The sequence below is a fragment of the Cytobacillus firmus genome (assembly GCF_023715565.1).
GTDB lineage: Bacteria > Bacillota > Bacilli > Bacillales > Cytobacillaceae > Cytobacillus > Cytobacillus firmus_C.
The window spans coordinates 26,624-53,046 of record NZ_JAMBOJ010000027.1 but is presented as its reverse complement, the minus strand read 5'-3'; the positions used below and the strand labels follow the sequence as shown (position 1 = coordinate 53,046).

Here is a 26,423-nt window from a genome sequence, read left to right as displayed (position 1 = left end):
TTTCAAAAAGGTAATCATTAATTCTTCTTGTGCCTCAGGATTGCACAATCCTTAAAAGGAAGGATTTTTCTGCACCGAACCCGAATAGGAATAGGATTCCGTTGTGAACTAGATTTATAAGGCTTAAAGAATACGTCCTCAGTCTAAAGCTGTAGCCGCTTTCAGCCGAAGCGGCGATTTAACAGAACGTTTCCAGCAGTAAAATGGTTAATATAACCAGTATGAGAAACGGAGGCAATATCTATGGAAAAATATATATGCAAAACGTGCGGAACGCAATTTCCACCATGCGATCATCAGCCTGAAAGCTGCCCGATCTGCATGGAGGAGCGCCAGTATGTTGGACTCGGAGGACAGGAGTGGACTACTTTACATGAAATGACGGAAAGCCAAGAATTTTCGAATGAAATAAAGAAGGAAGAATCCAATCTTTACAGCTTGAAAACAGCTCCGGAGTTTGCTATCGGCCAGACAGCTTATCTTGTCCAGCATAACGGTTTTAACCTAATGTGGGATTGCATTACCTACCTTGATGAGCGCACGATAGAAGCTATCAAAGAACTGGGAGGGATCAGCGCGATTGCACTGTCCCATCCCCATTATTACTCAGCACAAGTTGAATGGGCGGAAGCATTTAATGCGCCGATTTATATCCATGAATACGACAGGGAGTGGGTTATTCGGGAAAGTGATCACATCATTTTCTGGAGCGGGGAAAGTCTTAAGATTCATGATGGACTGGTCATCCACCGCCTTGGCGGCCATTTTAAAGGCGGTGCTGTCCTTCATTGGGAAAATGGGAATGGGGGCAAAGGCGTCATGCTCACGGGCGACATTATTCAGGTCGTTGCGGACAGAGAATGGGTAAGCTTCATGTACAGCTACCCAAATCTCATTCCACTTCCCGCTGAAACGGTTGAAAGAATGGCCAGAAAAATCAAACCGCTGTCTTTTGACCGGATTTACAATGCGTTTCACAGAGTGGTAGAAAAGGAGGCAGACCTTGCAGTGCAACGGTCACACAAACGGTATGTTAAAGCAATCAGGGGTGAGCTTTTTCAGACCTGAAGTTGGCCCTATAGGTGAAAATTCAGTAAAATAAGATAATAGAATGGGAGGGAACAAGATGTTAAAGAAACCTGGATTGGATGAATATGCACCGTATTATGAGAAATACGTCAGCTCCGTACCGGAAAGGGACCTTCTGAAAATCCTCGATGAACAAATGAAGGAGACAATCAATCTGGTAAAAGATCTGAATGAAGAACAGGCACATTTCCGCTATGCTCCGGAAAAATGGACGGTTAAGGAAGTGATCGGCCATATTACAGATACTGAACGCATCATGAGCTACCGCCTGCTTTGCATTGGCAGAGGGGAGAAGGCTGAGCTGCCGGGATATGATGATAACCAGTATGTAAAGAATGGTAAATTCAACTCCTTCAGCATTGCGGAGCTTTCAGCACAGCTGTCCCAGGTTCGCCAAAATACGATCGGTTTACTGAAAAGCCTGGATGATGAGGCGTTGCTAAGACGAGGGAATGCGAACGGCACCAGGGTAACCGCAAGAGCCATTGCCTATATCATTGCAGGACATGAACTTCACCACCGCACTTTAATCAAAGACCGGTATATGGGTGCAGAAAGTTTTGGTAGCACATGATTAAACATGAAATAGCAGACTGGCTCAAGTCCCTTTTGATTGCCTTTGGAATCGCACTGGCCATCAGAGTCTTTCTTTTTTCACCGTACTATGTGGAAGGAGCCTCCATGGATCCTACTCTTCATGACGAGGAAAAAATATTTGTAAATAAATTTGAAGAACTGAAGAGAGGCGATATTGTCATCATCAGGGGCGATGAAAAGAACTATGTCAAGAGATTAATAGGTTTCCCCGGTGATGAACTGGAAATGAAGGAAGACCATCTGTATATTAACGGCCAGCAATGGGATGAAGACTACCTTGCTGAAAATCGCGAAGCAGCAGAAGGAATTGTCAGCAAACTGACTGGTGACTTCGGTCCTATCACGGTTCCGAGTAATCACTATTACGTCATGGGGGACAATCGCCTTGTCAGCCTGGACAGCCGAAATGGGCTCGGTTTTATTGAGAAAGAGCGGATTATTGGCGTAAGTGAATTTGTCTGGTATCCTTTTACAAGTATGAGGAAAATAGATTAGCTGCAGGAGCGGTAAAGACCGCTCTTTTGCTTAGAGAAGGGAACACCTAAACAATCCAGTCAAAAGAAAGGATGGTATTACATATGACAAGAATCGGATTAATCCGGCACGGAATCACAGCGTGGAATAAGGAGCGTCGGGCACAGGGGAGCTCGGATATTCCCCTTCATGAAGAAGGTTTGGCTGAGGCAGAACGCCTGGCGGAACGGGTTAGCGGCGAAAAATGGGATGTGATTTACTCCAGTAATCTTCTAAGGGCAAAGCAGACGGCAGAAGCCATTCAGAAGAGAAACGGTTCCATTCCCCTTTACCTCGACCCCCGAATAAGAGAAGTCGGTGGCGGGATGATTGAAGGCACAACTGAAGCCGAACGACTTAAAAAATGGGGCCAGAATTGGCGTGAAATGGACCTTGGTTTCGAGCCGAAAGAAAGTGTTTTGGAAAGAGGGCTTGGCTTCCTGCAGGAAATTAAAGAAAAGCATCCGGGCGAAAACGTGCTGATTGTAAGTCACGGCGCCTTCATCCGCCATCTGTTAAAGGAACTGGTTCCGCAGATAGACCTCACGACTCCGCCGAAAAACACATCTATCACGGAACTGTTAATAAAAGAAAGCAAGTGGGACTGTGAGCTTTATAATTGCACGAAGCATTTGGAAGCGGAGCAGATAGAATCATAATGAAAAAAGCATAAGCAAAAGAGGCCGGACAGGCGGAATCGCAGCCTTTTCCTGAGAGAAAAATAAAAGCCTCCCCGAACCGGGAGGCAAAGCTTACCAGTACATATTTTAGTTTATTTTCTTTTTATCTTTACTTAAGATCGTCAGCTCATATGGGTCATTTCGAATATCTTCTGCTTTTTCATGTGTTTGTAAGAAGCTCTTGATTTCCTCTTTAATGCGTTCTGCCAGCACCTTTGCGTCCGGATCATCTGCTTTCACGGATGTTTTCACCTTTATTTGCAGCGGGAGAGGATGGAACGAGTATGAAAACCCTTTTACCTTGAATTCTTTGTTTTCCATCAAGCCGCTTGCGATGACGTGAATGACTCCGGCTTCATCCCATTGCTGTTCCTGTTCTCTGGCTTCCATATCAATCTGTCTAATGTCATATTTGAACCCCTTTCCATATTCACTTGAAATGGAATTCAATAAACTATTAAGCTCGTCAGTCCTTTCTTCAGTCTTCGGAATAGCTACAAAAATGTATTTCTCAATTTCATTTATCCTTGCCTGAACTGGGAAGGCCATCGTGTAATTATTCGCTTCAAGCGCTTTAATGATTTTTTGTTCCAGCTCCAGGCTGTCAGCTTGCTGCTTTTTCATTTCAGGGGTTTCTTCTGGTATCGTGTTATCATGTTTGTCCCTTTTTATTCTAATATCATACGCACCAAAGTTATGATCTTTTAATGAGTGGCTGAAGGTTTTTTTTACATCTCCTTTAATGCTGTTTACATCCTCCTTTGTTCCTCCAAGCCAGACGGTTAACTCTTTATCGGGGATGGAGGCATCCATTCTTCTCAAGTCATAGCGATGCTTATTAGCAGTATCACTAATGACATCATATAAAGCATATTTGTATTCTTCCTGTTTTATAAATACGCTGAAGTAAGGAATCTTGGCGGCTACCTTTGCCATTCCGGGAGAAAAATAAGCTGTCCCGATAAAAAGAATGAACAAAGCTGCTGCAGCTGTACCTGAATAAGCCCATTTCTTTTTCCGGCTTATTCTTTCTTTCTTTTGAAAAGAATATGAGTTAGGTCTTACAGCTTTTAATACCATTTCTTTTTGTCTATCCTCGAATCGAATTTGATTATCAGGGTATTTAAAATGATTGGTCATGTCTGTTCATCTCCCTTCTCTGAAAGAACGTCTTTTAAGGAATTTCTTGCCCGGTGAAGCCGCGTTTTGACTGTATTCATATTTATGCTCAGGAGGTCGGAAATTTCGGCAAGCGTTAGCTCTTCATAATAGTGAAGGATAATGACTTCACGCATTTTCAAAGGAAGCCTAAGAACTCTGCTATACAGATACTCCTTATTTTCTATATGAAGCAGCTCAGTTTCAACAGAATCCATTCGATCTGCCAGCAGGGATCCAATCCATTCTTTATAAAATAAATTTTTATAAGACCAGCTTTTTAAAACATCCTTGCATTTGTTGACAGTGATCCTGTAAAGCCAGGTTTTATAGGCAGCTTTCTTCTGAAAACCTTCAAGGTTCTGGTAGCAGCTAATAAAAACTTCCTGAGATACGTCTTCGGCCAGCTGCTTTTGTTTTAAATAGGAGAAGGCAACCCTGATAACCATGTCCCCATATTTATCCATTAGCCAAATAAGCTTCTCTTCTTTGGACTCTGTATCGGATTGAAGGGGAGGCCCTTGATTGTCTGTTATTTTTACCAGCATGTTTATGCTCCTTTCGTTGGTAACACTTAGACGAGGGGTACTGGTTCGAGGTTCCATAAAAATTGGAATAAATAAAAACAGCAGTGTTGACCCTGCTGTTTCTTTTAGACCTTATGTATCTCCGGCTTATAATTCGGAAATGTAAAGCTGAAAACAGTCCCTTTATTGACTTCGCTTTTGACGCGAACATTGCCATCCATGGCCCTTACAATACTGAATACAACCATCATACCGAGTCCGGTCCCTTTGGAGCCTTTAGTAGAATAATAGGGTTCTCCCAGTCGCTGAAGCTGTTCGGGAGTCATGCCAACACCAGTGTCTTTTATTTCGATGGTGATTTGGCTGCTGCTGTAGTGCGTTTCTATGTATAATTGCCCGCCGCGCGGCATAGCCTCAATTGAATTTTTTATTACATTCAAGAAGCATTGGTGGAATTTTTGCCGATCCCCCTTAATTGATCCGAGGAGGGAAAAGTGGGCATTGATTTCCACGGAATTCTGGTTGGCTGTCGGCTTTAATATATTCATTACCTGCATGAGTTCTTTTTTTACATTGATTTCCTCAATCCTATCTAAGGATGGTTTGGAAAAGGTTAAATAGTTCTGGATGACCTGCTCTGCTGATTCCAGCTCAGCCTTCACAATACTCAGATACTCCACCCTTTTTCGTGGAGGCAGCCGCTGCTCCTGTAAAAGCTGCACAAATCCGATGGCGGCTGTCAGGGGATTGCGAATTTCATGAGAGATGGCTGCACCCATTTGCTCGACTGCTTCAAGCTTTTCAGCGCGGACTAGATTCTCCCGCATATCCAGATTCCTTTTAGCAAATTCAAAAACATATGTAATCATAAAGACACCCAACGGGGGAATCACCAAATAAGCAAACCAGGCGTCAAATCGGTCTTGAGGAGGTGTACATATTTCCATTACCATAACCGTCACTACACTTAATAACAGGGTAATGTAAATCGAAAAGCGAACTCTTTTTTGGGGCACCTGCTTCCAAAACCAGGGATAGAGCTTCCATAGTATAATCCCCAGGGGCAAATATAAAAGAATATTAGAATAAAAACCAGGTTCTATTCCATAAAAACTTCTCATTAAAATCACAGACCCGGCTAATGCTGGGCCGATCCCCGCATATAAACCGCCGACGATGACAGGTATCAAACGTAAATCAAAAAAATAATGTGGGCTTGGCTGATATGAAAACTGAAAGCATATCCAGATCATAAACAAAAGCCATACAAAGGAGCAGCCTTTGGAAAATCGGAATTTCGAGCTTTTTTCCGCCCATACAAGCACAACAAACAAGATAACGATCAAAAGCGATAGATTAAAGAAAAAATGCTTTGTGATTTCCACCGTTTCACCTGCCTCTTTATGAGGTTATATGAAAATTCTATATTGTTTTACTATTATTGACAATACTCATTTGCTTTTTTTATATAATATTGTCAGAAAAAACAAAAATTTGGTAAGCTAAAGAACCAATTCCTGTAAAAAGTAAATGAGTTTTCTTTTGAATTAATAGGAATGGTCCCGCTGTTTTCTTTTATTTTGCTGTTTACCTCCTTTGATGTAGGGTACTTCAATTGTAGATACATACGTAATCCAGAAGCATTTGCTTCTTAAATATAAGGAGGAATGAACATTTGAAACAGGATCCGAAAAACAAAGGTGTAAATGAACACAGCAAGGACAGGCAGCTTGAGGATTTCCGCATGGATAACGCAGGCAAGAAACTGACGACGAATCAAGGGGTAAAGGTTTCGGAGGATGAGCATTCACTGAAAGCAGGTACCCGCGGTCCGACCTTGATGGAGGACTTTCACTTTCGGGAAAAAATGACGCATTTTGACCATGAACGCATCCCTGAACGGGTTGTTCATGCCCGCGGGTTTGGCTCACATGGCTATTTCCAGGTGTATGAGTCCATGGGAGAATACACCAGGGCCAAGTTTCTGCAGGACCCATCTGTCAAAACCCCGGTCTTTGTCCGGTTCTCAACCGTTGCCGGCTCCCGGGGCTCGGCAGACTCTGTACGTGATGCCCGCGGATTTGCCACCAAGTTTTACACGGAAGAAGGCAATTACGATTTAGTCGGCAATAATATCCCGGTATTCTTCATCCAGGATGCCATTAAATTCCCGGATCTCGTTCATTCATTCAAGCCGGAGCCGCATAACGAAATGCCGCAGGCTTCAACGGCCCATGATACGTTCTGGGATTTTGCAGCCAACAATACGGAAACTGCCCACATGATCATGTGGACAATGTCAGATCGTGCCATTCCGCGCAGCTACCGCATGATGGAAGGCTTCGGTGTTCACACATTCCGGTTTGTGAATGAGCAGGGCAGGGCACGATTTGTAAAGTTTCACTGGAAGCCGGTTCTGGGCACGCATTCACTTGTTTTTGACGAAGCCCAAAAGCTTGCCGGAAAGGATCCGGATTTCCACCGCCGCGACCTTTGGGAAGCAATCGAAATGGGAGACTACCCTGAATTTGAGCTGGGTGTCCAGATGATTGATGAAGAAGATGAATTCTCCTTCGATTTTGATATTCTGGATGCAACAAAGCTGTGGCCGGAGGAAATGGTCCCGGTAAGGATTATCGGAAAAATGACGCTGAACCGCAACCAGGATAATGTATTTGCCGAAACGGAACAAGTCGCATTCCATCCTGGGCATGTAGTACCGGGAATTGATTTTTCAAATGACCCATTGCTGCAGGGACGCCTGTTTTCCTATACAGACACCCAGCTGATCCGCCTTGGCGGTCCGAACTTCCACGAAATCCCGATCAACCGTCCTGTATGTCCATTTCATAATAACCAGTATGACGGCTATCATCGAATGACCATTAATAAAGGGCAGGTTGCTTATCATAAAAACTCGATGCAGAATAATGATCCAAGCCCTGCCACAGCAGAAGAGGGCGGGTATGTTCATTATCAGGAAAAGGTCGAAGGGCGCAAAGTGCGCCAGCGCAGCGACAGCTTCAAAGACCACTACAGCCAGGCGAAACTGTTCTGGAACAGCATGTCCGAAGTAGAAAAGGAGCATATTATCGAAGCATTCCGTTTTGAAGTTGGCAAGGTGCAGAACAAGGATATAAAGCAGCATGTTGTCGATATGTTCAGTAATGTGGACCTTTACCTGGCTGAACAAATTGCCCTTGGCGTCGGTGCGAAGGTGCCGGATGCGGCGGCAGAATCTAAAGTCACGCTTTCTTCTCCTGCATTAAGTCAAATGAATGCAGCCAAATCAGCTAAGACCCGGAAAGTAGCCATTCTTGCTGATAATGGGTTCGATTATTCAGAAGTCAAAAGCGTAATGGAAGCCTTGAAAGAGGCTGGAACCATGCCGGAGATTGTCAGCAGAAACCTGGGCATGATAAAAGGTGACGGCGGAGAACTGGAAGTTATGAAATCCTTCCTGACTTCTCATTCTGTGATGTATGATGTCATTTATGCTGCCGGCGGCAAAGAAAGTGCAGAAGCGCTGAAAAAGGTGCCGCAGGCCAGGGAATTCGTCAGTGAAGCCTACAAGCATTTTAAAACGATTGCGTTTAGCGGTGAGGGAGCGGAATTACTGCCTCCAGAAGCCTTAAAGATGCTGGGGCAATCACAAACACTCTCTGATATGGGGATCGTAGAAATCAGAAACGGAGATCCATCTTCCAGTGAGAATCTAATTAATACGATTGCCATGCACCGTCATTGGGGACGTTCCATATAAAGTCGAAGCCAGCTGCCTGTTAATGGGCGCTGGCTTTTATATGATCTTTTAAATCGCCGAAATGATGCTGATACTGACCAATAAAAACCGCATCTGAAATTTTCCATTCAGCAGGTATTCTCCGCCTAAAATCAGAATAATTTAATATCCGCCTGCCAAAACAAAGCAAAAAATGACAGGCAGCCAAAATGAGATAAAGATAGGATATACATAAGGGAGTGATCAGTAATGTCATGGATTGAATCGCTGCAGAAGGCTATTGATTATATAGAGGAGCATTTGCTGAATGAGGATTTTTCAGTCAAGAGAGCTGCGGAGGCAGCGAACTCCTCCGTATTTCATTTTCAGCGCACGTTCGCCATTTTGACAGATATGCCGGTAGGCGAATATATCCGGGGAAGAAGATTAACACTCGCCGCACAGGACCTGGTTTGTAATGATATCAAAGTGATTGACCTCGCCTACAAATATGGCTATGACACTCCCGAAGCTTTTACAAAGGCTTTTCGCAGACAGCATGGCATGAATCCAACTGAAGCCAGAAACTTATCCGGAAAGCTGAAATCCTATAACCGCCTGAGAATCCAGGTGAGTCTGAAAGGGGCAGAACCAATGCAATATGCCATTGTCGAAAAAGAAGCTTTTCAAGTAGCCGGTATCAGGAAAGAATTCAGTCTAATTAATGAAGACAATCTGGCCGGCATCCCGAAAATGTGGGATGAAGTGAACAGTAATGGAACCTCTGATAAGCTGTTCAAGCTGAATAATGGAGATATCAAAGGTCTTCTAGGCGTGTGTGTTGATAACCGCAGTCAGAAGCCTGACAGCATGGACTACTGGATTGCCGCAAGCTTTAAAGGCGACAAACCTGACAGCTTCGAGTGCCTGCAAGTCCCTGCTTCCAAATGGGCGGTGTTCGAAGTACATGGCGCCATACCGTATGCCATGCAAAACACCTGGAAAAAAATCTTCTCGGAATGGTTTCCATCAAGCGGCTATGAACATGCTGCTGCACCTGAACTGGAGGTCTATACAGCAGGTGATGCATCCAGTCTGGATTATTATTCAGAGATATGGATTCCGGTAAAATAACAACTAAAAATTACGTCTATACTTTCTTCTTCGGAATCCTCCCAATTCCAAGCTCCTTCGCTTCTTTCTGCAGAGCCTTGATCAGACTGAAGGTCATTAAAGCCATAATAACGGAAAAGGGAAGAGCGGCTGCAATCATTGTATTCTGCAGAGCCTGCAGTCCGCCGGAATAGAGCAGGACCAACGAAATGGCAGCAAGCAATATTCCCCACACCAATTTAATCTTGTTGCCTGGGTGATGTGAGCCATTTGTCGTCATCATTCCCAGAACATAGGTGCCGGAGTCGGCAGAGGTAATAAAAAATGTGCAAATAAGCAGGATGGCGATGATTGACAAAACCGTACCCATCGGAAGGTTGGAGAATACGCCAAACAATGCTTCCTCAGTAGCCAATTCAGAGATCTTCGCTATGCCCTGATGCTCCTGCATAATGGCTGTTCCCCCAAAAGTGGCAAACCAGATGAAGCCGATGAGTGACGGAACAAGCAGAACCCCAAAGACAAATTCCCGGATCGTTCTCCCTTTTGAAACACGGGCAATGAAAATGCCAACGAACGGTGCCCAGGCAATCCACCACGCCCAGTAAAAAATCGTCCAGCCATTAATCCATTCCCTGACCTCCGGATTCAGAGGGGCAATCCTGAGGCTCATGCCGGGTAAATATTGAAGATAGCTTCCGAGTGTATTGGTGAATAGATTCAGTATAAATAATGACGGTCCAAGAAAGAACGCCAGAACAAATAGAACAGCCGCAAGAATCATATTCGCATTGCTCAAAATTTTGATGCCTTTCCCCAATCCCGAAAGAGCTGATACGACAAACAGGACGGTAACGATCACGACAATGATAAACTGCACTGTGAAATTGACAGGAATGCCATATAAATAGGACAATCCCCCATTTATCTGCACAGCTCCAAACCCAAGTGTCGTTGCTACACCAATAACAGTTGCTACTACTGATAGGATATCAATGACTTTTCCAGTAACCCCCTGTGTACGGTCTCCCAATATGGGCTTTAAGGTGGCACTGATTAAACCGGGTTCCCCATGGCGGAAATTAAAGTACGCCAGCACAAGCGCAACAATTCCATAAATCGCCCATGCATGGATACCCCAATGGAAGTACGTATATCTCATCGCATTCTTGATAGCTTCGTCCGTCCCGACTGCACCGCCGGTTGGAGATCCGACTGCATAATGATAAATCGGCTCGGCTGCACCCCAGAAAACCAGCCCGATTCCCATCCCGGCGCTGAACAGCATTGCAAACCAGGTTGGCCGGGAAAATTCAGGTTTATCCTCCTGCTTCCCAAGCTTGATTCTTCCTAAAGGGCTGATTAAGAAATATAAACAAACAATGACAATAAACGAAACAAGAATTAAATAATACCAGCCGAATTTATCGGTGATAAAAGCCTGCACATTGGCTGTAACGTTCTCCAGTGAATCAGGAGCAAACACACCGAAAAAAACAAGCAATAATAAAATTCCGGCAGATATATAGAAAACCATTAAGCTTTTCTTCACATGCAATCCCCTTTCTTCTCATGTTGCTTCTTTTAGCATTAAATATATGGCAAGTAATTATGCGGCTAAAAATAAATTTGAGGGATATTCTCATATGAAATGTAAAAAAAACATCAAATAGGACATATATCACCGAAATAATTTTTAAGCTTCCATAAAATAGGGTTTGGGGGATTTTTGAATATTTTTTGGGAGGGGTAGAAATGTATCAGCTTATCGCAATGTATGCGACTGTTTTCTTTGTTTTCCTGCTGGCCTTGGCTTTTGCGTTTGTTTACGGTGAATCCAAGCGCAGCGGTGAATATAGCGCCATTCAGAAAAAAGGATATAAAATCAGGAAATTCTATTTTCTCGGACTTATTGCCATTATGGCTTTTGCCTCTGTTATGACGCTTGGCAGGCTGCCGTATGACAGCAATCAGGCAGAAGCGGAAGGGTTTAGTGAAACGAAGGTAGTGAAGGTAACAGGAATCCAATATGCGTGGGAGATGAGTGAGGAAAGGTTCAAAGTTGGGGACCAAGTCCAATTTGATGTGACGTCATCTGATGTTACCCACGGTTTCGGCTTATATAATGAAAAAATGGAGCTTGTGGCACAGACTCAGGCAATGCCTGAATATACAAATACCGTTTTTTATACATTTATAGAGCCTGGAACTTATCAGATTTTATGTCTTGAATATTGTTCAACCGGCCACCATGTGATGGTAAAAGAAATTGTTGTCGAATCGGAAGGGGGGGCATCTGATGAATGAAGTCATTCACCCATTAGCCAGGAAAGCAGTGATTTGGCATCTGGCTGTGACTGCACTCGTTTTGATTCTCATGATGATCTTTGGGGTTATCATGCTGATGAATCAGGGGGGAATGATCAGCATTACACCGCAATGGTTCTATAAAATCATGACAGCACACGGTACAGGCATGGTTGGCATCGCAGCATTGGGCGGAACGGCCATACTATGGTACTTCCTGTCTAAATACGTAAAGCTTAACCCTGTAATCCTCATTGCAAATTTTGTCCTTTTTTTAACCGGAGTCACGATGGTTCTCATCGCCGTTTTTGTCTTTGACTTTTCAGATGGATGGACGTTTTTATATCCGCTTCCTGCCCAGTCAGCCAAACTGTACGGGGCAGCAGGGGCAGAATTCTTCTTATCTGGCATGCTGATTCTCGGCATGGGCTTTTTGCTTCTGTACATGTATTTGGCTGCTAGACTGACAGCAGTTTATGGAGGCCTCGGAAAGGCGCTCGGATGGGATATCATTTTCAGGGGGAAGAAAGGATACGGGCCGCCTGCTGCTGTCGTGGCGACAGCAATGGTTATCATCACCAACTCGACTGCACTGCTGGCAGGTGCCACGGTGCTGACCGCATCATTGGTGAATATTATCAATCCGGCCATTACGATAGATCCGCTGCTTGCCAAGCACCTTACCTATGTGTTTGGCCATATCTTTGCCAACTGTACCATCTATATGGCTGTAATTGCCGTTTATGAGGTCCTGTCAGAATATACAAAACGTCCGTGGAAAGCTAACAAGGTCTTTTTAATCGCTTGGAACTGCTCCACACTTTTTACCTTAATGATTTATACGCACCATTTGTTGATGGACTTTGCAGTACCAAAATGGATGCTCATTATTGGGCAAGTGTTTTCCTATGCTAACGGCTTGCCTGTTATGGTCGTTACGGCCTACGGAGCAATGATGATTGTCTACCGCTCGCGTATGAAATGGGACTTTGCCTCAAGCCTGTTTTTCCTTTCCATGTTCGGTTGGGTGGCAGGAGCCATTCCGGCCATCATTGATGCAACCATTGTTGTAAATCATGTGATGCATAACACCAAATGGGTTCCGGGACATTTCCATACATATATGGGAATGGGGGTAGTCGCCATGATTATCGGATTTATGTATTATTTCAATAAAACCGAAGGCAATCAGCGGCACAGGGGAATCGATACATTCACCATTGCGCTCTACTTTGCGTTTTTTACGGGTCTGGTGGGCTCTTTCCTTTATGCAGGCGGAATCAGTGCACCAAGGAGATGGGCAGAGCACTTGCCACAATGGGTACTATCCGACCAGGTAGGCGCTGTCAGCGGAATCTTTATCGTTCTGGCTGCGATCATCTTCACCGCAAGGTTTTTTGCAGGGTTAAGGAACGTCCACACGAAAGTTCCTTACAATAAAAACTCAGCTGCTGGCTGATTGCTGAATGCTCTAGAGATTCTCTGGAGCATTTTTTTATGTTATACTAATAATTGGGAAAATTCTAACTATAACCAGGTGATCTATGAAACCATTTAATTGGAAAATATCATCATTACTGCTGACGGGAATTGGAATATCCAGATTGGGAGATTTTATTTACCTGATTGCAATTAATTTAATTGTATATGAAATGACTAAATCGGCTGCCGCTGTGGCAGGCTTATGGATTATCGGCCCAATCACTTCCGTTTTAACCAATTCATGGAGCGGGGGCATGATTGACCGGAAGAATAAAAAGAGCATCATGATTTGGACGGATGTGGCTAGGGCACTAGGTGTAGCGCTGATACCGTTTCTAGGAAGCATCAGCTTCATTTATGCAGTCCTATTTCTGAACAGCATAGCGAAAGCCCTTTTTATGCCGGCTTCCGCCACGTATATAACCAAGCTGGTGCCGATCGAAAGCAGAAAAAGGTTTAATTCCATCAACAGCCTTGTGACTTCAGGCGCTTTCATCGTAGGACCAGCTATCGCCGGCGGCTTATTCCTTATTGGAACCATTGAAGCAGCCATCTTCCTAAATGCGGCTTCTTTTATCTTTTCATCTGTCATCATCTGGCTGCTGCCGGACACGGATAAAGATTTGGCGGAGGCTGCAATCAAAACGTCAGCCTATGAAACGCTCCGGGATGATTGGAAGCAGGTCATTGCGTTTGGCAGGAGAGAGGCTTTTATAATCTCTGTCTACGGATGCTTCATGGCATTCGGTTTGTTTTCTCTCGCAATGGATTCCCAGGAAGTTGTTTTTATCCAGGATGTTGTTGGGCTGACAGAAGCGGATTATAGTTTCCTTGTCAGTATCACGGGAATCGCCTTTGCGGTGGGAGCTCTCTTTATCACCATCGTTTCAAAAATGCTTAGCATCAAGCAGCTCATGGGATCTGGCATGTTTTTGGTGGCGGCAGGCTATCTGATTTATGCATTGGCAGACTCCTTTATGATGGTTGTTACTGGATTTACTGTACTCGGCATTTTTAATGCCTTTTCAAGTGCGGGATATCAAACCTTTTACCAAAATAACGTGCCTGTTGAAATAATGGGAAGAATGACCAGCGTAATCGGTGTCATTCAAAGCTTTACGCAGATTATCTTGCTTATCGTTATTGGTGTTCTGGGTGATCTGTTTCCGCTCCGCTATACAATAATCATTTTAGCATTCCTGAATTTACTTCTTTCTCTATATGTCTGCTTGCAGCTATTAAAGCCGGGGAAGGAGCAGTATTTTTCAGAAACAACATCCGCTTAAAAAGAAGCGCCGCTCCTAAAGGACCGGCGCTCGCATTAATTTCGCATTATGATATAAATTAAATAAATAATGTAAGAGGCTGCGAGAAAACCCCCTTCATATTTTCCGATGGCATAATGGCTTCTTGAAAAGATAAGGAGCACGAATGTAATTAAAATTAAGATTGTAATATCGATGAACATTTTAGGGTCCACAGGAAGTGGGGATATGGCAGCAGATGCCCCAAGGACGAAAAGGATGTTAAAGATATTGCTTCCTACGATATTTCCTAAAGCAATTTCACTCTCTTTTTTTATGGCAGCAGCGACAGAGGTCACCAGTTCCGGCAGAGATGTCCCGATAGCAACAATCGTTAAGCCGACCAATGTTTCACTCATCCCCAAAGTAAAGGCAATCTCTGTACTGCTTCCAACAACCAGGTCACCGCCAAAAATAATGGCAGCCAATCCGGCAATCGTCAAAAGACTTTGCTTTGTCCATTGGGCGGTACTTGTTTTGACAGGAGCAGACTTCGTGCTGCTTCGGCTCTCGCGGGCCACCTCAAATAAGTAGTACATGAATACGGCAAATATGAGCAGCAGCACAATGCCATCACTGCGTGAAACCACATTACTGCTGATAGAATCAAGATATTGATCACTGATGAAGATCATAAGAGCGGCAGTGGCAAGCAAAGTAAAGGGAATCTCCTTGCGGATGGTTGCACTTTCGACTTTTAAAGGGAAAATCATGGCGGTCACACCGACCACCAGCGTGATGTTAAAGATATTACTGCCCACAACATTTCCTATAGCCACATCGGCATTTCCATCTAGTGCAGCGAGAATGCTGACAGTGGCTTCAGGTGAACTTGTTCCAAATGCAACGATTGTCAGCCCGACCAGCAGCGGGGAAATCTTTAGAAACCCTGCAATTTTTGAAGCGCCATCCACAAAAAAGTTTGCCCCTGCAATCAATAAAGCAAATCCAACAATTAAAAGTAAATATGACACCTTTATGAGTTACCTCCTGTTTTTAATAAGAGTACCCTATTGTAGGTTCAATTAAAATGCCGGGATTATACCTTGTGGCTTATTTGATATCCGCTTCTTCTTTCATAACCTTATACCAGCTCTCAGTGTCTGCGGGATTTTTGCTATTAATAAAGATCTGCTCATCTTTAAGTTCAATGTACAGAATCGGCGTATGTCCTTTCTGGATGAATAATAAGCTGCTACCATAGCCAGTCACTTTAAAATGCCCCTGTGAAAGGGTGGGAAGGCCGATTCCATTCTGCTTCCAGGTTACCTCAGGCATCTTCTCTAATAAATGAACAGACTGAATATCCCGATAATCCCATTCGTCTCCGTACATTCCGGAGATTTCAAATGAATTCTCTGCTAAGGCCATTTCATAGCCTTTATGGCTGGAGACAGTCAGGTAAATGAGGGGGACAAGGGTTACTATAAAAATAATGAGAGCAATAATATAACTTCGTTTTCTTTTAGCCGGCACTTCATATCTCGATAAATAGATGAATCCCCCAAGTAAAACAATCATCATAAAGCCGAATTGCACTTCCATTGCAAATCTGAATCCGGTAAATGATAAAGGCAGAAGCACCAGCATCCCGATAGCAGTGCCAATTAGCAGGCTGCCGGTTTTTTGCGGATAACCACTGTTAATTAATTGTTCTTTTTCGTTCTCAGAACGCGAGGCGAAACCGGAAATGAGCCAGTAAGCTTTTTTGAATCGTACGGCCCATCCCAGAATCAGGAAGAGCAGGATTACAGAAATTTGAGTAATGATAAGTCCAATCATGGCAAAAACCTCCTTGCTATTCTTTACGGATAAAGCGCCCATTTAGTTTCGGTTTTGGTATAATAATAAGACAGTTTTTAATGAGGAGGCACATCCTTGAAAAGCAAAAATATATTATTTTATATATTAGTGGCGCTAATGCTTATTACTATTGTCAGTATCGTTATGGGCTACCATCGCTTCGGTTTTGGTGTAGGTTTTCTGTTCGCCTTTCTGTCTCTTGCAACAGGATATTTCTATTCCATGAAAAACCGGGAATACATGCACCAGAATTATCATGCGGACTATGTAGATCGCCTGAAAAATGATAAAAAAGTCTAAGAGCGGTTCCGCTGGCTTTCAGCACTCCTCTATTATATGCTTAATTTATAATCTATAGAGGAGGCAGGCAATGAAAAACGAGGAAAAGTTGGGATTGCTGCTGGATGTGGAGACCACGGGGCTTGGACCAAATTCCGATGAAATCATCGAACTGGCATTAAAGCTATTTTCATATCGTGCCGACACAGGGGAGATTCTTGATATAAAGGATAAATCTGCCTTCCTGCGGGAGCCCATCAGCAACTCGGCCAAAAACAATTACAGCCGTGCATTCAGAGTCCACGGGATCCCATATGAAGCGGTCAGCGGAAAATACTTTGATGATATCAAGATAAAAAAATACTTCTTTCACGCTGATTCGGTATTCGCACATAATGCATCCTTTGACCGCAGCTTTTTATACCGGATGTATCCAGAAGATATTAACGAATTAAAATGGTATTGCACAATGAGAAGTGTTCCATGGAAGGAATACGGCTTTGCAGACAGCAAGCTGCTCACTCTTCTTCAATCCCACCGGATTGCAGACAGTCAGACACACCGCGCCATGGATGATATTACATATCTCTTAGAACTGCTGAAAAAGACAAATCCGGCCGGTGACTTCTATCTGCGTGATGTTCTGGCAAAAGGCCCGATGAGGAAATACCAGCCAGCAGCCCAGGGCCGGCTTGGCTAAAAGTCTATACAGGAAGGAAAAAGAGTGCATGCGGCACTCTTTTTCTTATTCATTCTTCAGCAAAGGAAGGGTGATGTGGACTGTCGTCCCCTGACCGATTTCACTATCATACTCAATCGTTCCCTGCATTTCACGAATGATTTTGTTCGTCACCATGCTCCCCAGGCCTGTTCCCTTAGTTTTCGTTGTGTAAAAAGGCAGACCGATATTTTGTAATTGCTCGGATGTCATACCCCGCCCATTATCCGCAATCGTTAATTTAACCGTGTTAAGAAAATAATCAGCTGAAGTAATGATAGAGATTCTTCCTTTTTCCTGAACCGATTCAATGCCATTCTTAATCACATTCATGATGGCCTGCTTCAGGTGATCTTCATCACCCCTCACATAAAACGGCCCTTTATTCCCGTACTCAATCACTACATTTGAATAAGAGGCAAGCGGCCTCATGAGCAGGACGCAATCCTGAATCACCTCATGCAGGGGGACATTAGCCAGATGGAACTGTTCGGGCTTTGAGACTTTAAGATAGTTGGTAATGATACTGTTTGTGCGATCCAGTTCTTCAATTATGAGAGGGGAGAACTTTTTAAAGTTCTCATCCGCCGTATCCTGGCTCAAATATTGAATGAAGCCCCTTACAGTAGATAAAGGATTTCTAATTTCATGGGCAAAGGAAGCTGCCAGCTGGCCGACCATTGTCAGCTTATCCATATACACCATTTCACTAATCTGTTTATTCGTTCTGAACAGGCTTTCAATTATAAAAATAAGAGCAATAAAAGTCAGGTAAAATGCTGCGAAGTAGGTTAGATAAAAAAAGGTGTCCAGAAACATGACGGCTGTCGCAAGAATGGCTATATACAGATAAAAATAAAAAAAGAGAATAAATGAACCAGTAATTATCCGGTGTTTGGAATTAAGAAACACCCTCCTAAAGGAAAATGTAATCACAAATGATAATATGGATACCAACATTCCAATATAAATAAATTGACCGCCAATTACATATCGGGTAATGACGGTACTCAGCATTACAATGGATCCTGGGAGCCACCCTGCATACAGTGTCACAATCATGATTGCGACCATGCGCAAATCAAAATGGGTTTCCCCCAGTGTTTCAATAGGGTAAAACATACATAGAAGTGCCCCGAATAAGCCAAGCAGGCCATATATCAATTTCTGCTTAAAAGTAAGGGGGGGCTTTGTCTGATAGGGAAAAAGCAAATTTCCGTTAAACGTAAATGAGAAAAGTATCGTAATATTTACCAGTAAAGGTTTAATCAGTGTAACCAATAGTCTCCTCCGTGAGTTATCAAATTAAAAGGCCGCTCCTTATGGGTGCAGGATTTGTTTTACCCGGCCAACCTTCCCATCCTCAAGCCTTACTTTAATGCCATGCGGATGGGAAGGGGACTTCGTTAAAATATCTTTCACGATTCCTTCTGTCAGCACACCTGTCCGCTGGTCCTTCTTAAGTACAATCTTCACTTTTAATCCTGGAGCTATGGCAGAGCGATTCCGGCCTTCCATTACACACCCGTCCGTTTCCGCTGATTATTGGTCTTCTTAGTCTGCTGGCTTTTCATTGCTTTCGTGGATTTTACAGGGGCATTATTGAAAGTTCCGCTTGACTGACCCTGCTTTTTATTCATAAGCTGCTGTTTCATTGCTTCTTTAAGGCTGGTTTTTTTGGGTGCATTGTCTTCTATATTAGTCATGTTAGAGTCTCCTTTATTTACATATTTCTCTATTATAAATCATTAACCTATTAAAGGAAATTTCTTAGAGAAATATTCTTTTTACCTGTAACTTTTCTGAAAAATAAGTCTTTAGGATCACGAAATTTCATGCAAAACCATGCTTTCCTCCTATTTCGAAAATACTGAATATTTTATAATATTTAGATTGCAGAAATAGATTATAGGGAGTGAGTATATTGTTAAAAGTTCTATCAACTTCAGCTTTAACCCTTGCTTTAGCAGGAAGTGCCGTTTTTGCAGGAGCCGGGCCGGCAGATATACATACTAAGCAGGGAAACAAGTATCAAATCAATCTTGCACATCATGTTGGGGCGTCTCCAGAGCTCGCTTCAAAAGCGAAGGAACTGGGAATCGATCTGTCAAAGGCAGATCCGGCTGAGAAAGCTGCCAAGGCAGGAGCGAAATTCCAGCAGCCTGGCGACAATCATGTTGCATACAATGAAGCAACAGGAGATATACCGGTTCTGGTTCTTCTAGCAAAGTATCCGGATGGTGATGAGCCTGTCGGTGATATGCCTGGACAAGTCCCGGCTAAATATTATGAGGATTTGATTTTTGGTACTGAGTATAATCCATATGAGCTTACTCAGTTCAAGAAATACGATGGACCGGATGTTCCAAAGGACCGCACAATGCAAAACGCTTATAAGGAATCCAGCTATGGAAAAACGAACCTGGTCCGTAAAGAGAACACAGAATTTGTTTGGGTAGAGATGCCAAAAGGTGCTTCCTACTATTTGGATCAGGAAGGTAAATATGCTGAAGATGGTAAATATGTAAATGGGAACGTGAATGGTGATGCCCATACAGGTGAATTCATCCGTGACTTGCTTAAAGCGGCAGATGATCAGGTTGATTTTTCAAAGTATGCCGAAAACGGGGAAGTGCCTAATGTTTTTGTCATTCATGAAGGAACAGGGGCTGAATTCAGCCGTGACCCAGCACAGTTCTGGTCTCATAAATGGAATATCCTGAGTGCCCTTTACTATGGGAAATACTATGAAACTGGCCAGCCCGCACCAGTAAAAGAAGGAATGCCTGAAGAAGCATGGATTGACAAAACTGTTAAAGAAGATATGACATATGATGGCGTAATCGTTAACAATTACAACATCCAGCCGGGAATCGGCGGTAACGTGGCTGGATTTGATGCAGCAACAAATACGTATAAGGATGAAGCAAAAACAGGTCCTTTCCCTGCTCAAACTGGGGTCTATGCCCATGAATTTGGACATGCATTAGGATTGCCTGATTTCTATGATACGGTCTATAGCTCAGAAGGGGTAGGAAACTACTCCATGATGGCAGGCGGTTCATGGCTGCGCTATCCGGATAAACCTGAATTTGGCGGAAATTCTCCCGCACACTTTGATCCATTCTCTAAGATTTTCTTAGGATGGATAAACCCTATTGAAGTGACACCCGAAGACGGGCAGCAAACGATCACATTGCCGGCAATCAGCAAAGCGACAGCTGACAATGGCATCGTCAAAATGGAAGTCCTAGGCTCAAACGGTACTGAATACTTCCTATTTGAAAACATTCAGCAGGACGGCTTTAATAAAGGGTTTATCCGCCAGGGAGAAGACGCTAAAGGCTTAGTGGCGTGGCATGTAGATGAGAACATCATCAACCTGTATCAGACAGCCGGCTTCCGTCCGAACAATGTGGAGAACTGGATGAATAAACGCTTCCAGTACAATCAATCCGAAACAGCTAGTGACGGAACAGTGGTAACACACTATGGCTTATCTGTTCTGCAGGCTGATGGCAAGTATGATCTGGAGAAAAATAAAAACCGCGGTGATGCAGGTGACTTCTTCAAGACAGGCAGCAAAATCACACCGGTTTCAGGAAAGGTCCACACTGGCTCTTACTACTTTTGGAAAGGATACGGCTCTACACCGGCTGACTCCGGAATTCATGTAACAGACATTAAAGAAAATGCGGATGGATCCATCACTGCAAAATTCTTCTATAACACGAACAGCAGCAAAAAATAATAGATTAAAAAATCCGAGCGGGGGTGGCCTGCTCGGATTTTTGTTATTAAAGACTATTTTTCTCATAAACTTGCAGGTTCGCATAAATAGCTCCAAGAACAGGAGCATCTAAATCCAGCAGATCAGCCTTTTCCAGCAAGTATCCAAAGAAATGATCCGCTTCAATAGCCTGCCCTTTTTCCATATCCCGCTGCAGGGAGGATTTCATTTCATAGCCCATTTCATGTACTTTCTTTACCTGGCTTTCTTCAATCCCATCAGCGAGCGGAGCATCTAAGCCTTTCATAATGGCAGATGACTCTTTCAAAACCTCTTTAATCGAATTCAATCCGAATAACTGCTCGCGAATCGGCCCGATTGGTGAGCGGAACAGGGAGGTGACACCGGAAAGTGTGGAGATAAACAGATACTTATGCCACATCTCCTGTTCGATATTTTCAGAGAGACGGAAGTTTGCTTTTGTTCCTGAAAGTGCTTCATGAAGCTTCAGACTCCGTTCCGTCTTTTCGCCGGAACGCTCCCCGAAAACCAAGTCATGGACAGGGCTGGTTTGAATCACTTTGCCATTTTCACCGAGAGTGGTTTCAATAAAGCAAAGTCCTCCCAGAACGTTTTCTTCTCCAAAAGCTGCTGTCAGCTGATCCATATGGGCAATTCCATTTAAGAGAGGAAGAATCAAAGTTTTATTGTCTGTGTATGGACGGATATCCCTGATGGCCCCCTCAAGATGATAAGCTTTGGTAGAGAGCAGGATGAGGTCGAATGAATCTGCCTTTTCTCCTGCCTTAATCGTTTTTGGTTCCGAAAACAGCATTTCCCCGTGAACACTTTCCACGCGCAGCCCATATTTCTCAAGCTGCTGCTTTCTTTTCTCCCTTACCAAAAACGTAACATCCATGCCTTTTTCCAAAAGCCTTCCGCCAAAATAGCCCCCAATGGCTCCGGCTCCAACAATCAATATTCTCATACAATAGTACCTCCTTGGTTAAAGGGAAAAGTGCACGCAAGTACGTGCACTTTCCCAGATTGCTAAGTTAAATAGATGAAGAATCCTGCTCCTGCTAACATAAATGCCACTAAAATCAATTTGGCAGAAAGAGACAGAGAAAGAGACAGAGAATCTTTGCCTTTATCGTTTAATTCTTTTTCTTTCTCATTAACGGTATCCCGGTATTTGGGATTGCAGCAGCCCATTAAGCAGATCTTTTCCAGCCAGAAATATCCTCTTCAAGCGGCAGGTTATTCGCCCGCGCTTTTTTGGCAGCGGAGAAGAACAGGACTACAAGAGCAACTGTGCCGATTGCGCCGCCAATCCAGGCAGCAGTCCAGGATAATCCGAAGCCGATCGGTGCATTTAAGATATACGTTAAGACCATCAACAACATGAATGTTCCAGGTATAAGCGAGATCCAGTAATTTTTCTTCGCAATATACAAGTACATGGCACCGACAAACAGTGCGATCACTGCAGTTGATTGGTTAGCCCAGCTGAAATATCTCCATAGAAGGTTAAAGTCGATTTGCGTAAGTGCCAAGGAAACAGCAAACAATGGAATCGAAATCCATAAACGGCTTGAAATTTTCTTTTGTGCGAAATTGATATAGTCAGCAATGATCATACGGGCACTTCGGAATGCTGTATCACCAGATGTGATTGGAAGGACCACTACCCCAAGAATGGCAAGTGTTCCGCCGACGGCACCAAGCATCATAGTGGAAGCTTCGCTGACGACAGCTCCAGGACCGCCGTTTGCAAGGAAGTCACTTAATCCGTTATAGCCATCAAACAAGCTCATAGCAGCAGCGGCCCAGATCATCGCAATAACACCTTCTGCAATCATCATGCCGTAGAAAATTTTACGTCCCTGGTTTTCATTCTGAGTTGTACGGGAGATAATCGGTGTCTGGGTTGCATGGAAACCGGATAGAGCACCGCAAGTGATTGTGAAAAACAGTAATGGAAAAATAGGTGCGTTAGCCGGGTGGAAATTCTGAAGAGAAATTTCCGGGATTTTAGCACCGGTTGCAACTAAGCCTATCCCTACACCAAGGGCACTGATTAAAAGCAATGCGCCAAAGTATGGGTACAGGCGGCCAATAATTTTATCAACAGGCAGTAAAGTCGCTAAAATATAATAGATGAAAATTGCAGCAATGATTAGTGTCAGAGATACCTTCTGATCCATCACAACATAAAGCAAATCAGCCGGAGTCGTAACAAACACCGTACCAACCAACAACAGAAGCAGAACAGCGAAGGCGTTCACAACATGCTTCATGACTTTGCCGAGAAATTTACTTGCAAGCTCAGGCAAATGGGCACCGCGGTTGCGGATAGAAATCATTCCTGTTAAATAATCATGAACTGCACCTGCAAAGATACAGCCGACTACAATCCAGATAAAGGCCACTGGGCCGTAAAGAGCACCCATAATCGGGCCGAAAATAGGACCGGTCCCCGCAATATTCAATAGCTGTATTAATGAGTTCTTGGGTGTGCTCATAGCGATATAGTCCACACCGTCAGCATGAGTATAGGCTGGAGTCGTCCGTGCCTCTTTCACACCGAATACTTTTTCAACAAACTTACCGTACGTAAAATAACCAACAATTAAAAGTGCTATACAGACTAGAAAAGTAATCATTTGTATCCCCCTTTACGAATTATGAATGCGTTTACAATTATTATATAAAAGAAAGATAAAATTTGAACAATTTGTGTCCAACATGTAATAAATGAAGATTAAAAGGCAATGGAGAGAGATTAAGATGCAGAAAGGGGTGAGAATGATTAGAAAATTCTCTTTATTAATAGACATTGAGCTGAAAAATTGACCTGAATTCAAAGCGGAAGCCCTGAATATAGCCGTCAATTCCACATAAAAAGCACCGTTTTCCGATGCTTTTTCACAATTCCAATCGCACTCGCAATGCTTTCACATAGTTCCTGCTCACAGGCAAGAGTTCATCCCGGCCTTCCATCTCCAGCTGATAGGCGCCGTTAAACCAGGGGGTCAGCCGGGTTATATAGTCCAGATTCACCAGGTAACTTTTATGAATCCTGAAAAAAGAGAAGGGCAAGAGCCTGCTTTCCAAATCCTTTAAGGGAATTTTGGTTTCATGCTCTCCGGTTTTGGTAATGATCCTGGATACTTTTTCTTCCCGTCCAATATAGAGGATATCTTTTGGCTCCAGGTATAAAATTTCCCCATCTTCTTCAACTGCCAGTTTGCCGGCCGGCTTGCCAATGTCATTTTCTTTTTTGCGGCAAATCAGTTTTTCCACGCGCCTGATCGTCTGTTCGAGCTGTTCTTCATCGTAGGGCTTCAATAAATAATCTGTCGCTTCATAGCGGAAGGCTTCAGCAGCAAACTGCGGGTAGGCCGTTGCAAAGATGATGAGCGGCACTTTTTTCAGTTCGTACAGAGACTTGGCAGCTTCCATACCGTTCATTTTAGGCATCTCCACATCCAGGAAAACCACATCCGGCTGAAGCTGGATGGCTTTCATCACTGTTGCTTCACCTGATTCAGCCTCACCGACAACCTGAATGGCAGGGAATTTCTCCATTAAATGCTTTAATTCATCTCTGCTGTAGCGTTCGTCATCAGCGATTAAGGCACGAATCGTTTTGTCCATCAGTTTTTTCCTCCGTTTGTGGAATAGCGAATTGAATGACAGTGCCGATGCCAGGCGTGCTGGCAATTTGCAGGGAAGCTTCTTCACCAAACATCATCGACAGCCGTCTGTTAATGTTGTAGAGTGCAAGGCCGGATCCCGATTTGGAGGTAAGGGTTTCTTTCCCAATTTGGTCAGCTCTCTCCATGCTCATACCCTGTCCGTTGTCCTTCACTTTAACTATCGTTTTTCCATCTCGATTCATTATTTCGATCTTAATGAGACAGTCATGCTCTTTGTCTTTAATCCCATGCTTTACAGCGTTTTCTACAATCGGCTGCAGAGTGAGCGGCGGAATTCTCTCCGAAAGGGCTTCTTCCTCAATGTCATATATGACCTCTAGCCGATCCACAAACCGGGTTTCCTCTATGGACAAATAGGCCTTTACATGTTTGAGCTCCTGTTCGAGGGTTGTACAGCTGACTGTTGTGGCTGTCAGGTTTTGCCGGAGAAAGTGTGAAAGTGATACAAGCAATTTTCGTGCTTGAGCAGGCTCAATCCTCACAAGGGAAATGATCGTATTTAATGAATTAAATAAAAAATGCGGTGAAATTTGCGCCTGCAGTGCTTTAATTTCAGCTTCTTTTGCCAGCTGGTAGGCTTTATCAGCTTCAGCGATTTCGAGCTGATTGCTGAGCAGTACACTCAGTCCAGAGATTAGCTCCATCAAGAGATTGGTCATTTCTTTTTCCGAAGTGAAGTAAAACTTCAGCGTCCCAATTGTTTCTCCACGCAGCTTCAAAGGAGCGACAATGGCTGCACCAAGCGGACAGTTTTCCTGCTGGCAGTGAATGGTCTGAACATTGGCAGCCGCAATTTCACCGTGCTCTATGACATCACGTGTGATCTGTGTCTGAATCGGGCTTCCGGAACGGTGGTGGTCGTCACCAATGCCGACATGGGCCAGGATTTCAGTGTGATTGGTGATCGCAACAGCTTTCATTTGAAGTTCCTTATGTAATATCTGGCAGACAGCCAGTGCGGATTTATTATTAATCCCGTCCCGAAGGTGAACAAGGGTCTGATCTGCAATCCGTAGCGTTTTCTGTGCATGAAAAGCACCTGCTTTTTCTTCTTCGTTAATGACATTTTTTATGATCAGCAGGAATAAGGCGCTTCCAAGTCCATTTGCTACAATCATGGGAATTCCAATCATTTGAACAAGAGTCACAGCTTTTTCCATGGGTCTTGATATTCCAAGAATAATCAGCATTTGCACAGCTTCTGCCGCAGCCCCAATGAAGAAGGCTGAGGACAGCTTTACATGCTCGTTCTTTCGGCGGAAAAAGCCGGCAAGCAGCCCTGCGACTATGGATGCAAGGCCGCAGGCAATCCCGGTAAAGCCGCCAAGTGTAAATCGGTGAAATCCTGCGATAATACCCGCACCAATTCCTACTTTAGGACCGCCAAGCAATCCGGCAAGCACGACCCCGATCACCCGCGAATTGGCAATGGCTTCATCCGAGGCAAGTTCGGATGCCCAGCGGTTAAACTGCAGAGTGTCTGTATTAAAGGCCAGGCCGGAATAAGTTCCAATGATGCCAAAGAAACCGAAAAAAAGAATGGCTTTATACTCGTGCTCTCGTTTTAAACGTTCCCCATAAATCATCTCCCTGAAAAAGCGGAACCTTGTCAGAATCAATGCAATGGTGACAATTATTCCAAGCCGCTCGAGCATCGTAATCAGAAGTTCAAACATCCCA

Annotated in this window: 26 protein-coding genes; 12 read left to right on the top strand and 14 right to left on the bottom strand. The window is 43.8% G+C overall.

Going from position 1 to position 26,423, the window contains the following annotated elements; genetic code table 11:
* Nucleotides 1-243 precede the first annotated feature (243 nt).
* The 4 genes from M3205_RS12660 to M3205_RS12645 all read left to right on the top strand — a co-directional run bounded on the left by M3205_RS12660 (nt 244) and on the right by M3205_RS12645 (nt 2,858).
* A complete protein-coding gene (locus tag M3205_RS12660) occupies nt 244-1,068 on the top strand; it encodes an MBL fold metallo-hydrolase (protein ID WP_251170243.1) in 825 nt (274 codons plus the stop codon).
* 58 nt (nt 1,069-1,126) lie between these two features.
* Nucleotides 1,127-1,663, top strand: a complete 537-nt coding sequence (locus tag M3205_RS12655; protein WP_251170242.1) for a DinB family protein — start codon at nt 1,127-1,129, stop codon at nt 1,661-1,663.
* Nucleotides 1,660-2,181, top strand: a complete 522-nt coding sequence (gene lepB / locus M3205_RS12650; RefSeq protein ID WP_251170241.1) for a signal peptidase I — start codon at nt 1,660-1,662, stop codon at nt 2,179-2,181. The genes M3205_RS12655 and lepB overlap by 4 nt, the downstream gene beginning before the upstream one ends.
* Before the next feature lie 83 nt (nt 2,182-2,264).
* Complete coding sequence (locus M3205_RS12645) at nt 2,265-2,858, top strand: histidine phosphatase family protein (RefSeq protein ID WP_251170240.1); 594 nt, start codon at nt 2,265-2,267, stop codon at nt 2,856-2,858.
* Nucleotides 2,859-2,966: 108 nt separating this feature from the next.
* Here the strand turns inward: M3205_RS12645 and M3205_RS12640 are convergent, their stop codons facing one another.
* The 3 genes from M3205_RS12640 to M3205_RS12630 all read right to left on the bottom strand — a co-directional run bounded on the left by M3205_RS12640 (nt 2,967) and on the right by M3205_RS12630 (nt 5,949).
* Nucleotides 2,967-4,019: a DUF4030 domain-containing protein gene (locus M3205_RS12640; RefSeq protein ID WP_251170239.1), complete on the bottom strand. Its 1,053-nt coding sequence runs from the start codon at nt 4,017-4,019 to the stop codon at nt 2,967-2,969.
* A complete protein-coding gene (locus M3205_RS12635; RefSeq protein ID WP_251170238.1) occupies nt 4,016-4,585 on the bottom strand; it encodes a sigma-70 family RNA polymerase sigma factor in 570 nt (189 codons plus the stop codon). The genes M3205_RS12640 and M3205_RS12635 overlap by 4 nt, the downstream gene beginning before the upstream one ends.
* A 104-nt stretch (nt 4,586-4,689) precedes the next feature.
* Nucleotides 4,690-5,949, bottom strand: a complete 1,260-nt coding sequence (locus M3205_RS12630; RefSeq protein WP_251170237.1) for an ATP-binding protein — start codon at nt 5,947-5,949, stop codon at nt 4,690-4,692.
* Between the two features lie 290 nt (nt 5,950-6,239).
* Here M3205_RS12630 and M3205_RS12625 point away from each other — a divergent pair, with 290 nt between their 5' ends.
* Both M3205_RS12625 and M3205_RS12620 read left to right on the top strand, forming a co-directional pair.
* Complete coding sequence (locus M3205_RS12625) at nt 6,240-8,327, top strand: catalase (RefSeq protein WP_251170236.1); 2,088 nt, start codon at nt 6,240-6,242, stop codon at nt 8,325-8,327.
* A gap of 228 nt (nt 8,328-8,555) precedes the next feature.
* Nucleotides 8,556-9,419 carry an AraC family transcriptional regulator gene (locus M3205_RS12620; RefSeq protein WP_251170235.1) on the top strand — a complete coding sequence of 288 codons (864 nt, stop codon included), beginning with the start codon at nt 8,556-8,558 and terminating at the stop codon, nt 9,417-9,419.
* A gap of 16 nt (nt 9,420-9,435) precedes the next feature.
* On the opposite strand, the gene M3205_RS12615 is transcribed toward M3205_RS12620, so the two are convergent.
* Nucleotides 9,436-10,950 (bottom strand): glycine betaine uptake BCCT transporter, encoded by a 1,515-nt coding sequence (locus tag M3205_RS12615; protein WP_251170234.1) that lies wholly within the window; start codon nt 10,948-10,950, stop codon nt 9,436-9,438.
* Between the two features lie 203 nt (nt 10,951-11,153).
* Between M3205_RS12615 and M3205_RS12610 the strand changes: the two genes are divergently transcribed.
* The 3 genes from M3205_RS12610 to M3205_RS12600 all read left to right on the top strand — a co-directional run bounded on the left by M3205_RS12610 (nt 11,154) and on the right by M3205_RS12600 (nt 14,473).
* Nucleotides 11,154-11,705, top strand: a complete 552-nt coding sequence (locus M3205_RS12610) for a cupredoxin domain-containing protein (protein ID WP_251170233.1) — start codon at nt 11,154-11,156, stop codon at nt 11,703-11,705.
* The gene (locus M3205_RS12605) at nt 11,698-13,164 is read left to right on the top strand and encodes a cbb3-type cytochrome c oxidase subunit I (RefSeq protein WP_251170232.1); all 1,467 of its coding nucleotides are present in this window, start codon (nt 11,698-11,700) and stop codon (nt 13,162-13,164) included. The genes M3205_RS12610 and M3205_RS12605 overlap by 8 nt, the downstream gene beginning before the upstream one ends.
* 85 nt (nt 13,165-13,249) lie before the next feature.
* Nucleotides 13,250-14,473 carry an MFS transporter gene (locus M3205_RS12600; protein WP_251170231.1) on the top strand — a complete coding sequence of 408 codons (1,224 nt, stop codon included), beginning with the start codon at nt 13,250-13,252 and terminating at the stop codon, nt 14,471-14,473.
* A 35-nt stretch (nt 14,474-14,508) separates the two neighbouring features.
* Here M3205_RS12600 and M3205_RS12595 read toward each other — a convergent pair whose 3' ends face one another.
* Together M3205_RS12595 and M3205_RS12590 are read right to left on the bottom strand one after the other, a co-directional pair.
* A complete protein-coding gene (locus tag M3205_RS12595; protein ID WP_251170230.1) occupies nt 14,509-15,465 on the bottom strand; it encodes a calcium/sodium antiporter in 957 nt (318 codons plus the stop codon).
* Between the two features lie 79 nt (nt 15,466-15,544).
* Nucleotides 15,545-16,273 (bottom strand): DUF3784 domain-containing protein, encoded by a 729-nt coding sequence (locus M3205_RS12590; protein ID WP_251170229.1) that lies wholly within the window; start codon nt 16,271-16,273, stop codon nt 15,545-15,547.
* 96 nt (nt 16,274-16,369) lie between these two features.
* Between M3205_RS12590 and M3205_RS12585 the strand changes: the two genes are divergently transcribed.
* Nucleotides 16,370-16,594 (top strand): hypothetical protein, encoded by a 225-nt coding sequence (locus M3205_RS12585; protein WP_251170228.1) that lies wholly within the window; start codon nt 16,370-16,372, stop codon nt 16,592-16,594.
* Nucleotides 16,595-16,664: 70 nt separating this feature from the next.
* Nucleotides 16,665-17,273, top strand: a complete 609-nt coding sequence (locus tag M3205_RS12580; protein ID WP_251170227.1) for an exonuclease domain-containing protein — start codon at nt 16,665-16,667, stop codon at nt 17,271-17,273.
* Nucleotides 17,274-17,318: 45 nt separating this feature from the next.
* Here M3205_RS12580 and M3205_RS12575 read toward each other — a convergent pair whose 3' ends face one another.
* The 3 genes from M3205_RS12575 to M3205_RS12565 are packed head-to-tail and all read right to left on the bottom strand — an operon-like array spanning nt 17,319 to nt 18,997.
* Nucleotides 17,319-18,572 carry an ATP-binding protein gene (locus M3205_RS12575; protein WP_251170226.1) on the bottom strand — a complete coding sequence of 418 codons (1,254 nt, stop codon included), beginning with the start codon at nt 18,570-18,572 and terminating at the stop codon, nt 17,319-17,321.
* A gap of 39 nt (nt 18,573-18,611) precedes the next feature.
* On the bottom strand, nt 18,612-18,809 hold the full coding sequence (locus M3205_RS12570; protein WP_251170225.1) for a YwbE family protein: 198 nt from the start codon (nt 18,807-18,809) through the stop codon (nt 18,612-18,614).
* Complete coding sequence (locus M3205_RS12565; protein WP_285886290.1) at nt 18,809-18,997, bottom strand: hypothetical protein; 189 nt, start codon at nt 18,995-18,997, stop codon at nt 18,809-18,811. Before M3205_RS12565 ends, M3205_RS12570 begins: the two co-directional genes overlap by 1 nt.
* 218 nt (nt 18,998-19,215) lie before the next feature.
* On the opposite strand from M3205_RS12565, the gene M3205_RS12560 reads away from it, so the two are divergent.
* Nucleotides 19,216-21,042 carry a M6 family metalloprotease domain-containing protein gene (locus M3205_RS12560; protein WP_251170224.1) on the top strand — a complete coding sequence of 609 codons (1,827 nt, stop codon included), beginning with the start codon at nt 19,216-19,218 and terminating at the stop codon, nt 21,040-21,042.
* 46 nt (nt 21,043-21,088) lie between these two features.
* Here the strand turns inward: M3205_RS12560 and M3205_RS12555 are convergent, their stop codons facing one another.
* From M3205_RS12555 to M3205_RS12535, 5 genes are all read right to left on the bottom strand, one after another.
* Nucleotides 21,089-22,009 (bottom strand): ketopantoate reductase family protein, encoded by a 921-nt coding sequence (locus tag M3205_RS12555; protein WP_251170223.1) that lies wholly within the window; start codon nt 22,007-22,009, stop codon nt 21,089-21,091.
* Between the two features lie 62 nt (nt 22,010-22,071).
* Entirely contained in the window at nt 22,072-22,236 is a 165-nt protein-coding gene (locus tag M3205_RS12550) for a hypothetical protein (protein WP_251170222.1), read from the bottom strand.
* Nucleotides 22,236-23,687, bottom strand: coding sequence for a carbon starvation CstA family protein (locus M3205_RS12545; protein WP_251170221.1), 1,452 nt, complete (start codon nt 23,685-23,687; stop codon nt 22,236-22,238). Before M3205_RS12545 ends, M3205_RS12550 begins: the two co-directional genes overlap by 1 nt.
* Nucleotides 23,688-23,949: 262 nt before the next feature.
* On the bottom strand, nt 23,950-24,681 hold the full coding sequence (locus M3205_RS12540) for a LytR/AlgR family response regulator transcription factor (RefSeq protein ID WP_251170220.1): 732 nt from the start codon (nt 24,679-24,681) through the stop codon (nt 23,950-23,952).
* Nucleotides 24,650-26,419: a sensor histidine kinase gene (locus tag M3205_RS12535; RefSeq protein ID WP_251170219.1), complete on the bottom strand. Its 1,770-nt coding sequence runs from the start codon at nt 26,417-26,419 to the stop codon at nt 24,650-24,652. The genes M3205_RS12540 and M3205_RS12535 overlap by 32 nt, the downstream gene beginning before the upstream one ends.
* Nucleotides 26,420-26,423: the final 4 nt, after the last annotated feature.